This is a genomic window from Ruegeria sp. CRTD044 (genome assembly GCF_059613485.1).
In genome coordinates this window covers 1-12,578 of the sequence record NZ_JBXWSP010000011.1, presented here as the reverse complement: position 1 = coordinate 12,578, position 12,578 = coordinate 1, and the positions used below count along the sequence as shown (strand labels likewise).

Annotated in this window: 9 protein-coding genes; 2 read left to right on the top strand and 7 right to left on the bottom strand. The window is 59.3% G+C overall.

The window, feature by feature from the left end; genetic code table 11:
* Positions 1–2 precede the first annotated feature (2 nt).
* From AC2FNL_RS10160 to AC2FNL_RS10130, 7 genes are all read right to left on the bottom strand, one after another.
* Complete coding sequence (locus AC2FNL_RS10160; protein WP_496833438.1) at positions 3–1,682, bottom strand: ABC transporter ATP-binding protein; 1,680 nt, start codon at positions 1,680–1,682, stop codon at positions 3–5.
* Between the two features lie 5 nt (positions 1,683–1,687).
* A complete protein-coding gene (locus tag AC2FNL_RS10155; RefSeq protein ID WP_068345377.1) occupies positions 1,688–2,770 on the bottom strand; it encodes an ABC transporter permease in 1,083 nt (360 codons plus the stop codon).
* 72 nt (positions 2,771–2,842) lie between these two features.
* The gene (locus AC2FNL_RS10150; RefSeq protein WP_496833437.1) at positions 2,843–4,210 is read right to left on the bottom strand and encodes a CmpA/NrtA family ABC transporter substrate-binding protein; all 1,368 of its coding nucleotides are present in this window, start codon (positions 4,208–4,210) and stop codon (positions 2,843–2,845) included.
* A 294-nt stretch (positions 4,211–4,504) separates the two neighbouring features.
* Complete coding sequence (locus tag AC2FNL_RS10145) at positions 4,505–5,674, bottom strand: ABC transporter substrate-binding protein (RefSeq protein ID WP_496833436.1); 1,170 nt, start codon at positions 5,672–5,674, stop codon at positions 4,505–4,507.
* Positions 5,671–6,255, bottom strand: a complete 585-nt coding sequence (locus tag AC2FNL_RS10140) for an ANTAR domain-containing response regulator (protein ID WP_496833435.1) — start codon at positions 6,253–6,255, stop codon at positions 5,671–5,673. The genes AC2FNL_RS10145 and AC2FNL_RS10140 overlap by 4 nt, the downstream gene beginning before the upstream one ends.
* Positions 6,256–6,670: 415 nt before the next feature.
* The gene (locus AC2FNL_RS10135) at positions 6,671–9,052 is read right to left on the bottom strand and encodes a thiamine pyrophosphate-binding protein (RefSeq protein WP_496833434.1); all 2,382 of its coding nucleotides are present in this window, start codon (positions 9,050–9,052) and stop codon (positions 6,671–6,673) included.
* A 14-nt stretch (positions 9,053–9,066) separates the two neighbouring features.
* Entirely contained in the window at positions 9,067–10,266 is a 1,200-nt protein-coding gene (locus tag AC2FNL_RS10130) for a methionine gamma-lyase (RefSeq protein ID WP_496833432.1), read from the bottom strand.
* 114 nt (positions 10,267–10,380) lie between these two features.
* Between AC2FNL_RS10130 and AC2FNL_RS10125 the strand changes: the two genes are divergently transcribed.
* Together AC2FNL_RS10125 and AC2FNL_RS10120 are read left to right on the top strand one after the other, a co-directional pair.
* On the top strand, positions 10,381–10,833 hold the full coding sequence (locus AC2FNL_RS10125; RefSeq protein WP_496833431.1) for an Lrp/AsnC family transcriptional regulator: 453 nt from the start codon (positions 10,381–10,383) through the stop codon (positions 10,831–10,833).
* Between the two features lie 143 nt (positions 10,834–10,976).
* Positions 10,977–11,378, top strand: a complete 402-nt coding sequence (locus AC2FNL_RS10120) for a helix-turn-helix domain-containing protein (RefSeq protein WP_093963074.1) — start codon at positions 10,977–10,979, stop codon at positions 11,376–11,378.
* The last annotated feature ends 1,200 nt before the right edge of the window (positions 11,379–12,578 follow it).

Sequence of the window (12,578 nt, the reverse complement as noted above, 5' to 3'; positions counted from 1 at the left end):
GGTCACTCCGCTGCAATGGCCTTGGGGGCGGGCGATTTCGGCTTGGCGCCGTTTTCGTATTCTTCGAGGAAATCCAGCACTTCCTGCCGGTAGGCGTAGTAGTCGGGATGTTCGAGCAACGCTTTGCGGGTGCGCGGGCGAGGCAGGTCCACGCGGGTGATCTTGCCGATCGTGGCCTGTGGGCCGTTGGTCATCATCACCACCCGGTCGGCCAGCAGGATCGCCTCGTCCACGTCATGGGTGACGCAGATCGCGGTGACCTTGGTGCGCGACCAGACCTCCATCAGAACCTCCTGCAGCTCCCAGCGGGTCAGGCTGTCGAGCATCCCGAAGGGTTCATCCAGCAACAGCAGCTTGGGCGACAGGGCAAAGGCGCGGGCGATGCCGACGCGCTGTCGCATGCCGTTCGACAGGTCGCTGGCCTGCTTGTCCATCGCATCGGCCAGACCGACGCGTTCAAGGTAGTACTCCACCACGTCCTGCCGTTCGGCCTGGCTTGCGTTCGGGTAGACCTTGTCGACACCGATCGCCACGTTCTCTTTCGCGGACAGCCACGGGAACAGGTTAGGCGACTGGAACACCACCGCGCGTTCAGGGTCGGCACCTTCGACGTGACGGCCATCCAGCTTGATCGCGCCTTTGGAAATCTCGTTCAGCCCCGCCGCCATGGTCAGCACCGTGGATTTGCCACAGCCCGAATGGCCGATCAGCGAGATGAACTCGCCCTTGTCGATCTTCAGATCGAAGTCCTCGACCACGGTCAGCGGCCCCTTGGGCGTGGGATAGACCTTGTGCAGCTGCGAGAAATCCAGGAACCGGCTGTCGATCATGCCCTTCTGCGCCTCGGTCACGGCGGCGGGCACGCCGTGGATCGGCGTGACCTCGGGCAGGATGCGGGTGCCTTCGACCTTGGCCTCGATCCCCACATCCATCAGGTATTTGGTGACCTCGGCGCGCAGGCGCTTGAAGGTTTCATCGGTGTTCATCGCCGCCCGGTCGCGCGGGCGCGGGCTCGAGACGCAGAACTCCTGCCCCAGCGTGCCGTCGGGGTTCAGGGCGATGATCCGGTCGGCCAGGATGATCGCCTCGTCCACGTCATTGGTGATCAGCACGCAGGTCTTGCGGTCGGCTTCCCAGATGCGCTCGATCTCGTCGGCCAGGTTGGCGCGGGTAAGGGCGTCCAACGCCGACAGAGGTTCGTCCAGTAACAAGACCTCGGGGTTCATGGCCAGCGCCCGGGCCACGTTGACCCGCTGGCGCATCCCCCCCGACAATTCGGCCGGACGGCGCGACGCCGCGTGGCTGAGGCCGACCATCTTGACGTAATGGGCCACTTTCGCGGCCTTCTCGGCCTTGGGCAGGCCCGGAAAGACCGTATCGACCGCCAGCCCGACATTGCCGCTGACCGTCAGCCACGGCATCAGCGAGTAGTTCTGAAAGATCACGCCGCGTTCCGGCCCCGGCCCCTTGATCGGCGCACCCTTGAAGGTGACCTGCCCGCGGCTGGGCATGTCCAGCCCGGCCAACAGGTTGATCAGCGTGGTCTTGCCAGTGCCGGAAAAGCCCAGGATCACCAGGAACTCGCCCTCCTGCACTTGCAGGTCGATGCCGTTCAGAACATCGGTGCGCCCGGTGCCTTCGCCAAAGGATTTCGAGACGTTTTCGAAGCTGAGAATGCTCATCACGCTCACCGGTTGTTGGTAAAGGTAAACAGGGACTGCAGCGCGTACATCACTCGGTCCAGCAGGAAACCGATGATGCCGATGGTAAAGACCGCCACCATGATCCGGGCCAGCGAGCTGGACGAGCCGTTCTGGAACTCGTCCCAGACGAATTTGCCCAGGCCCGGGTTCTGCGCCAGCATCTCGGCCGCGATCAGAACCATCCAGCCCACGCCCAGCGACAGGCGCAGGCCGGTGAAGATCAGCGGCAGCGCCGAGGGCAGCACCAGCTTGGTGATCTTGGTCCAGGTGTTCATCTTCAGAACCTTGGACACGTTCACCAGATCCTTGTCGATCGACGCCACGCCCAACGAGGTGTTGATCAGCGTGGGCCACAGCGAACACAGCGTCACAGTGATGGCCGAAATCAGGAAGGATTTCGCGAACCAGCCATCATTGGTGACATAGACGGCCGAGACGATCATCGTCACGATCGGCAGCCAGGCCAGCGGCGAGACCGGCTTGAACACCTGGATCAACGGGTTCAGCGCCGCGTTTGCGGTGGGCGACAGACCCGCCGCGATGCCCAGCGGCACCGCCACGACCGTGGCGATCAGGAATCCGAAGAACACGGTTTTGATCGAGGTCCAGATCTGCTGGTAGTAGGACGGCGCGCCGGTATAGGCGACCTGCTTGACCTCGTCCGCGCGGCCGGCCTCGATCAGCTTCTGGTTCCGCTTTTCGACCATCGCCTCGAACTTGGCGCGTTTGGCGGCCTTGGCCTGAGCATCCTGATTCAGGTTGACCATTTCCTCCCAGACCTGCGCCGGGCCAGGCACCGCCCCAAGCGAGGTCTGCACCTTGGGCGCCAGCGTAGCCCATAGCAGCAAAAAGGCGCAGATCGACAGGATCGGCACGATCAGCAGCCGCCAGATCTCGGCCATCTGGGCGCGGGGATTGTCGCCGGCGGCGGCCTTCAGAACCGGGGTGGCCCAGCTGAGGCCTAGCACCTGGAACCATTTGTCGGCGGCGTTGATGCGGGTGAAAAGACGGGCGCGGCGCGCGTCCCGTGCGGCGTCTGCGTTGAATTCCGGATCGACCGTTGTCATCTGATGCGTCCTTGCGATGGCGGGGCGTTTCAGGGGCCCTGCCCGACCGCAGCCGGGCAGGGCGGTTCGGGGTCAGCCTTGGACTTCGGTCCCGACGACCTTCTGGTCGCCCTTCAGGCCGATCGGTAGGCTTTCGAGATAGGCGTTCGGCGCACGGCCATCGAAGGGAATGCCGTCGATGATGTCCTCGGCCGGGGTGGGTGCCTTGTAGCCGTCGCTGTCCCAGGGGAAATCAGCCTCGTCCGCCAGGCCTTCCTCGACCAGAAGGCGCGCGGCCTGCAGATAGATCTCGGGCTTGTAGACCGATTTGGCGACCTCGTCATACCAGCTGTCTGCCTTGGCCTCGGGGATCTGCCCCCAGCGGCGCATCTGGGTCAGGTACCAGACCGCGTCGGAATAGAACGGATAGGTTGCGTTGTAGCGGAAGAACACGTTGAAATCAGGCACCTCGCGCTTGTCGCCCTTTTCATATTCGAACGTGCCGGTCATCGAGTTGGCGATCACCTCGTAATCGGCCCCGACATATTCCGGGCGGCTGAGGATCTCGACCGCCTCGGGACGGTTGGCATTGTCGTTCTCGTCCAGCCACATCGCCGCGCGGATCAGCGCCTTGGTTACGGCCAAGGTGGTGTTCGGGTATTCCTCGGCGAATTCGGCGGTGATGCCGAATACCTTTTCAGGGTTGTTCTTCCACAGCTCGTAGTCGGTGATGACCGGAACGCCGATGCCCTTGAACACCGCCTGCTGGTTCCACGGCTCGCCCACGCAATAGCCATGGATCGTGCCGGCCTCGAGCGTCGCGGGCATCTGCGGCGGCGGGGTGACCGACAGGAACACGTCCGCGCCGATCTGGCCGGTCACGTTTTCGGGGCTGTAATAGCCCGGGTTCAGACCCCCGGCGGCCAGCCAGTAGCGCAGTTCGTAATTGTGGGTCGAAACCGGGAACACCATCCCCATGTTGAAGGGTTTGCCCTCGGCCCTGTACTTCTCGACCACCGGAGCCAGCGCCTCGGCGCTGATCGGGTGCTGCGGGCGGCCGTCGCCCATCACCGGGATGTTGGGTTTCATCTCCGCCCAGACCTCGTTCGATACCGTGATGCCGTTGCCGTTCAGGTCCATCGAGAAGGGCGTGATGATATGCGCCTCGGTTCCATAACCAATGGTCGCCGCCAGCGGTTGACCGGCCAGCATATGCGCACCGTCCAGCTGGCCGCCGATCACGCCGTCCAGCAGAACCTTCCAGTTGGCCTGCGCCTCGAGCGTCACGAACAGGCCTTCGTCCAGGAAATACCCCTGCTCATAGGCCACGGCCAGCGGCGCCATGTCGGTCAGCTTGATGAAGCCGAAGGTCAGTTCGTCCTTTTCCAGCTCCAGCATTTCTGCGGTGGCCGGCGCAACAAGGGCTGTCGTCGCAACAAGACTCAGAATGAGTTTTTTCATCTTTGTTCCTTTCGGTCCGGCCCAAACCGGGCTGGGTGGCGACCCGAGCAACGTTCGGGCCAAAAAAAAGCCGCCGACACACACCGCCGGAAGGAGAAGGCGGTTGGTCGAGCGGCTTTGCTCAGAAGTTTTGCCCAAGACATCGGGCGAATTCCTACGGTGGGCGACGTTGCCTGCCGTTGTCCTGATAAACGCACCGGTGAGCAGATGAGTCATCCAAAATTGACGGCCATCAGGCGAAAATTCTGCAACGCAGCATAATTTGACGCTGCAGTGCAAAAAAATTAGGCGCACTTACTGGGAAGGCTCAAAAATCCGACTGTCGAAAAAGACATTTCGCGGCAACATCAGCTTTCCGCCCGGGCCGGACACTAGCGCCGGATCGTCGCCGGCACCCTCGGGCTTTTCAGAATCGGCGGGCATGACAACACCGATTCCCTGCAGCTCGCGCCGATACAGGTCACTTTGGAACACATCGGCTGCCGTACGCTCGGCATCTGACGGATCCAGTCCATATCTTCGCGCCATGTGGTGCGCGATCCATTTGGCCTGACTGCGCCACGGAAAACCCGTTGCGCCTTCATGAAAAGTGACAAAACGGTCGACCTGACGCTGGTCGCCGCGCGCTGAAATCGCAAATTGGCCGGTCAATGCCCGGTCGACCAGGTCCGCGGGAACATCAAGATAGAGCCTTTGCGCCAGCATCTCCGACGCCGTGGTCAGGCTTTCGGACTTTGAAAGCCACCGGCCCGCCCGCCAGATCGCCCGCAGCAATGCGCCTGTCAGATGTGGTTCCGTCTGTGCCCAATCCGTTCGCACGGCCAGGACCTTTTCCGGGGCACAGGACCAGATCGCGTTTCCCGGCAGCAGGAGCGCACCCACCCGGTCATCGACGGAAAACGACCCCCAGGGTTCACCCACGCAGAAAGCATCGATCTCACCGGCGGCCAGGGCTTGGGCCATCAGCGGTGGGGGAACGGTGCGGATCTCAACCTGGGTCGAGGCGAGTTCCGTGCCGCTGACCCAATATTGCAGCAGTTCAACATGCATGGAAAACGGAAACGGAACCCCAAAGGTCAGCGTTCCACCGGCCGCCTTTGCCAAGGCCGCTCCGGCCGCAGTGGCGTTGCTGAAATCGAAGGTATAGCCATTTTCGCGTAGCCGCGCCTCCAATTGGCGGCCGACGCCGATCACGTTTCCATTGACTGACAAGACCGATACGGCCGAAAGGGGCGTGACGATCCCCCCAAGCCCCAGGGCCATGGCCACCGGGACAGGGGACAGCAGATGCGCCGCATCAACATGTCCGAAGGCCAGCATGTCCCGCAACGAGGACCAGGACGGGGCAGGGCGCAGGTCCAAAGAGATGCCTTCGGCCTGATCATATCCCATCTCGTGCGCCACGATCAGGGGGGCTGCATCGACCAACGGCATATAGGCCGCTCGGAGCGAGACCGCCCTCATGACAACAGCCCCGAAGCGGTCACCAATGCCTCGGCCACATCGGCCACCCGGCGGTTCTGATTCATGGCGGTCTTGCGCAGCAGGGCATAAGCTTCATCTTCCTGAATGCCCTTTGCTTTCATCAACACCCCTTTCGCGCGGTCGATCACCTTGCGCTCTTCCAATGCGCGTCGGGTTTCGGCCAACTCGGTCCGCATCTGGCGCAGTACTTGGAAACGGGCGATGGCCGTGTCGATGATGGGCTTGACCCTTTCGGGATGCAGACCGTCGACGACGTAGGCCGAGACACCTGCTTCGACCGCAGCTTTGGACAGGCCGCCTGCAGCGCCGGATACGAACATGGCAACCGGCCGCTCCATCGGGCCAGAGGCGGTTGTCAGTTCTTCAAGCATGTCCCGAGATGGATTGTCGATGTCGATTAGAACGACATCGGGATTGTGGACAGCAATCTTGCGCGGCAATTCAGACACGCCATCGATCACGTGCGCCTCGACGCTCCCCGCCGCTTTCAGGGCCTCGAGGATCGCATCGGCGCGGTCCGGATTCTGTTCGACAACAACAACGGTCAACGTGTGGTTCATGGCATCGAACTGACCAGGCAGGCTGGGCGAGGCAATGCCACCCCCGGGGCACAACGCTCAATTCTCCGGAAAGCGCCTATCCTGATGGCAGATTGCGCGCAGATGCCGCTTAATTCAGCACGTTGCTGCCCCGGACTTTTTTGGAGATACGGACAGCCAACAAAAAAGGCGCCACAGGGCGCCTTGTTTTATTGGTCGGAGTGAGAGGATTCGAACCTCCGACCCCTGCCTCCCGAAGACCGGGGGCAATGGCCAAGTTGTTGTTTTTTGGTCAAGAGAGCCCTGTTTTACACAGCGTTTTTCCCATAAAATCAGTTTAGTCCTGGTGCCTCAGGTTCAATGAACCAAAGAGCACTGTCTACATGACTTCCGAAAGGATTGGATAAACGGCTTTCTTTGCCTTCAAGGCCCATGTTTAATCCAGAAGGGCAGGCGCAAGGTCTCTGCCTCGGGTCAAGTTGCTCACTGCTTCAACGATGGCTTTCGCATCTATGAAATGGTGTCGATAGAGATCACCGATCGTGCCAGTTTGTCCGAAGTGCTCGACGCCCATCGGAATTGTTTGGTGGCCTTGGACTGAACCGAGCCAAGCCAGCGTCGCGGGGTGTCCGTCGATCAAGGTGACCAACTTGCAGTGGCTCGGCAGCTGTGACAGCACGGCCTCGATGTGCGATCTAGCGCCGGTGTTCCCACGCATTCTCGCCCGCTGTGCGGCTGTCCATCCTGCATTCAACCTGTCCGCCGAGGTGACAGCCAGCACCCCGATGTCCCGGCGGCCTTCTCCGATCATTCCCGCTGCCTTGATCGCCTCCGGGGCGACAGCGCCTTGGTAAGCGATCACGACTTCACAGTTTGGACCCGGCGGGCGCAACCAATACGCGCCGTCGATGGTGCCCCGCCGGAAGCTGTCATCAACGCGCCTACCCGGCTGTTCGATCGGGTTCGTTGTCAGGCGCAAATAGACCGAGCCCCCTGTTTCGCCCCTCAACCAGGTGCGTTCGTCAGGCTGGCCATCACCAGCGCGCTGGACGTAATCAAAGCTCCATTCCATGATCACCGCCAGTTCATCGGCAAATGCCGGTTCGAAGGCTGCCAAGCCGTCCTGGCTCATTCCAATCAGCGGTGTGCCAACGGATTGGTGCGCTCCGCCTTCCGGCGCTAGTGTCACGCCTGACGGTGTGCCTACAAGAATGAAACGTGCATCCTGGTAGCAAGCATAGTTCAACGCGTCGAGACCGCGGGAAACGAACGGGTCATAGACCGTGCCGATGGGGATTAATCGCTTGCCGAACAGGGAATGCGACAAGCCTGCCGCTCCCAGCAGCAGCATCAGGTTCATTTCGGCGATTCCTAGTTCGATATGTTGTCCATCGGGGGTGAATTCCCATTTGGCCGTTGATGGAATCCGATGCTCGATAAAGGTGTCGGCCCGCTCGGTCCGGGCAAACAGCTTGCGACGGTTGACCCACGGGCCAAGGTTTGTTGTGCCGGTGACATCCGGAGAGGTCGTGACGATCCGCTCGGCCAGGCGGCTGTCGCCTTTTGACAGGTCATCCAGAATTTTTCCGAACGCCATCTGGGTTGAAATCTCTCGACCGGTGTCGACTGCTATCGCGGGCACATCCAGCTTTTCATCGGTGTATCGGCGTGGCCCCTTGGCAAAGAACGGCACCCGGGCCAGGAAACGTCGGAACGCGGCAGGGTCCTTGACGGTGGCGAAGGGCTCCCATTCATCGCCCGTTGGCACACCCATATGCGCCTGCCACTCTGCGAATTGGCGGGTATTCATCAATCCGCCGTGATTGTCCTTGTGGCCTGCGATCGGGGTGCCCCAACCCTTGACAGTGTAGGCCAGAAAACACGTCGGTCGGTCATGGTTGATTGCGGCAAAGGAATGAGCCATGGTCTCAACGCAGTTGCCGCCGAGATTTTCCATCAATGCGGCCAGTTCGACGTCGCTGCGCCGCGCGATCAAGGCAGAAACCTCCCCCTGATCCCCAAGATCATCCAAAAGGCGCTGTCGCCAGACCGCACCTCCCATAAATGTCAGGGCCGAATATTCCTGGTTCGGACAAGAGTCGATCCAGTCCCGTAACCGGTCACCGCCGGGTTCAGCAAAAGCCGCGCGCTGCAGCACCCCGTATTTTATGCGGATGACATCCCACCCGAAGGCATCGAAGATCTTCTCGATACGCTCGAACAACCCTTCGCGCACGATCCCGTCCAGCGACTGGCGATTGTAGTCTATGATCCACCAAGTGTTGCGCAGGTCGTTCTTCCAACCTTCCTGCAATGCCTCGTAGACATTCCCCTCGTCGAGCTCGGCATCGCCCACTAAGGCAACCATCCGCCCTATGGGGGCGTCAGCGCCCCAAGTCTTGGCTTTTATGTAGTCCTGAATGATCGAGGCGAACGAGGTGGTTGCAACGCCAAGCCCAACCGAACCGGTTGAAAAATCAACGTCGTCGACATCCTTGGTTCGGCTGGGATAGCTCTGCACGCCGCCAAAACCGCGGAAATTCTCCATCTTTTCGCGGGTTTGGTTCCCCATCAGATATTGCATCGCGTGAAATACGGGTGATGCATGTGGTTTGACGGCAATTCTGTCCTCGGGCCGCAAGGCCGAAAAATACAGTGCCGTCATGATGGACACCAAAGACGCCGAAGAGGCCTGGTGCCCACCGACCTTGATCCCGTCGACCTTGGGTCGGACATGGTTGGCATGATGGATCATCCAATGCGACAGCCACAGCAGCCGTTGTTCGACGATCTTCAACTGGGTCGGATCAATGGGCATGGAACTCTCCGGTGTCAGGCGGCGTTGCTGGCGGGGTGGGGCAGGGCCTGTGCAAGATCGGCAAGTATATCCTCGACATCCTCCAGCCCGATCGAGAGGCGGATCAGCCCGTCACTGATCCCGTGTTCGGCTCGTTCTTCGGGCGCGTAGGTCGAGTGGGTCATCGAGGCCGGGTGCTGGATCAGGGTTTCCGCGTCGCCGAGTGAAACGGCTCGCTGAATCATTTTCAGACTGTTCATGAAGGCGATCCCGGTGGACAGGCCGCCGTTGACTTCGAATGCAATCATTGCGCCTGGCTGTGACATCTGTCGCTGCGCGAGATCGTGCTGGGCAAAGCTTTCCAGACCCGGGAAAAACACGTTTCGAACGGCCGGATGTCCCTCGAGAAATTCAGCGACAACCCGGGCTGACGCGCAGTGTCGATCCATGCGCAGATTCAGAGTTTTCAACCCGCGTAGTATCAGCATCGCGTTGAAAGGGGCCATGACCGCGCCAGTCATGTCCTTCATCCCAACCAGCCGAATTTCCGCGATTTGGTCGGCAGACCCGACTACCAGACCAGCGACCACGTCACCATGACCGCCCAGATATTTGGTTGCCGAATGCAGGACTATATCCGCCCCCAATTCGATCGGGCGCGTCAGATAGGGGGTGGCATAAGTGTTGTCGACGACAACTTGTGCGCCGACCGAATGTGCGATTTTGGCGCAGGCGGCAATGTCAACAAGGCGCATGTTGGGGTTGGCTGGCGTTTCGAAATACACCACGCGCGTCGTTTCCGAAACTGCGGCACTGAGGTTCTTCGTATCGGTCATGTCCACATGGGTTATCTTCACGCCCCATTTCGCCAACCCGTGCCGCATGAAGGCAAAGGTGCAGCCATAGAGCGTCTTGTCCACGATGATCTCATCCCCCGGCGATAACAGCGTCCACAACACAGCAGTGATGGCTCCCATGCCACTGGACAACGCCAGTCCGGCCTCCGCCCCCTCGAGGCTGGCTATGCGTTGCTCCAGAAGATCGCATGTAGGGTTTGAAATACGGCTGTAGATATGACCCTGACGTTCTCCCGCGAACATCTCACCCCCGGCTTCAGCCGTTTCGAATGAAAACGTCGAAGTCAGATGTAGTGGCGGGGTCAAGGCACCGCCATTTTCCAGCGGATCATAGGCGTGGTGGATGGCGCGGGTGGCAAATCCTGTCGAACTGGTCATGGCTAGCTCCTGGTTCATGTTGAAACCAGTTTGCGCCAATACATGAGGTAATAGATTGCGAAATATGCCAACCTATGACCAAATATTGGCAGAATCTGCTAAGGAGGTGGAAAATTGGACGCCAAGGACAGACAAATCATCCGAGCGCTGCAGAGATACGGACGTATGACAAACCAGGATCTTGCCGATGAAGTGAATCTTTCCCCATCGCCGTGTCTGCGCCGTGTCAAAAACCTTGAGGCAAGCGGGGTAATAAGGGGATACAGCGCCAACGTTGACGCAGCCGCCTATGGATTGCCTATCACCGTCTTCGTTCGCATTCGTTTGGAACGTCACAATGAAACGGATGTGCAGAAATTCGAGAAACAGGTTCGGTTGATCGACGAAGTGCTCGAATGTCATGTTCTAACTGGAGCAATGGACTATCAGTTGAGGGTCTTGGTGTCTGATCTCGAAGCCTATGAAAGCTTTATCCGCAACCGGATCCATCCAATTGGCGGGATTGCTTCGATCGATACCGGTTTTGTCTACGGAACCGTCAAAGAGACGGAGGTTTTTCCATCGTAATCAATCGGTTCGTTTTCCGAGCTGCTAGTCGGTTGGATGATCACTGCCTCTGTTTTCCAGTTTTCCCTCGGCGCAGTCCCAAGGTCGCCGTCGCTATAGAGAAGACATGCAGTAAGCGCTGCGTTACTTCAGGAAGGAAAGCGATGCGCAAGAAACCGTATGATAGCTCGCGTCTGGCAAAGTTCGTTGAACGCCGGGTGCTTGAACTCAAACCGACCAAGAGCCAGGCCGATATTGCATCACAGGCAGGTTATACCAACGCCAACATGATTACGATGATCAAACAGGGCAGTTCAAAGGTTGCGCTTGATCGCGTGCCTGCTCTCGCCAAGGCTTTGGAGTGCGATCCTGCCTACTTGATGCGTCTTTCATTGGAGCAGGCTATCGGAGAAACCGCTGCAGCGTCCGTTGTCGAGATTTTCGGAGGTCCGGTGACCGAGAACGAGCGATCCTGGCTGAAAGCGGTTCGTGAGGCCTCCGACAATTCCGATCCCCGGCTGACCAGCCGGTCACAGGCCGCGATCAAGTCGATCTTTGGAAAGTGAGAGACGAGAGCATGCACAACGAAGAATTGACGTCCAACGAGCAGGCTTGGTTACGCTTCCTGCGTGAGTTGAGCAATCACAGCGACCCGGAACCCACTTTGCATCGGGTCCAGCTGTTGAGACGCGTCTGTTCTCGTAGACCGAGATAAAGCCGTGAGCGCCGGGGCGGTTCTAGCCATCATTGTCTGGGCTGCCTCCTCAATCCGGCTTGGAAACCCCGGCCGGGTTGCGCAAGGTTGACAAAGGTTTACATCGCCTCTGCCTAGCGCTCTCAGTAGTAAACCTTTTTTGCTTCCTAAGCCGGATTTTTAGCCAAAAGGTTTACATTAAGTTTACCCTAAGTTGACAGATTTGCCCGAGAATCCGGTTTTTTCGTCGAAAATGTAAACCTTGATACAGCAACCCAGCGCAAAAGGTTCGACCTTGCAGTGAATGACTTTGGATTGGCGCAGTTGTTCGTTTTTCTGATGTGCGGTCGCGGAGCTCAGTGTCATTGGCAAGACGGTTTCCCGCACTCTGTCGCATCCAATGGCTTGTTGTCTTGCTTAGTCATGCGGTGGATGTTTCGCTCGGCACAAACCGCGCCTAGTCGAGTATCGAACGATGTAGCGGAGGCTTGGTTGGCGAAGAGCGAATGGAGCGATGAGCGCTGGAACTGCTCAAACTTCCTCAACGTTCGATTTCCGTCGCCACATTAGCATTTGGCAGCGGTTTGACTGGCGTCCGTGGAGCAAGCGTCACCGGCGACAGGCGCTTGCTGCGATAGAGACGCTCGTATTCGAGCCACAACAGATGCGAAATGCCCCCTCTGCTGTCCTTGTGTTACGGTGTAGAAACCGATGAAAACAGGCCAGAGATGTGCGCAGACCGACAATAAGGAGCCATTCGACAAAGGCCTCCAGATTACGGTAGAAAAGCCAGATTTGCCGACGCTGCAAGCTGAACAAACGACAATCAAGGGCGGAAAGTGTGAATTCGCGGCCGTGCAGCGTGTAACAGATGAGATCGCAAAAGGGGACCTTCATTCCCGCGACCTGTGGCCCGTCCTGCCCAGAGATCCTGCCCAGAGATAGTGCGTACAAGGCACGCCCAGAAAGGCCTTCTCGGCTTTCAATCCCTAAGCGCCGACAAAGTCTTTTCTTGTAGTTTCTCCGCCGGGCCAATCTGGGATGCGAGCGGTTGAACGGGCGCACTCCATGA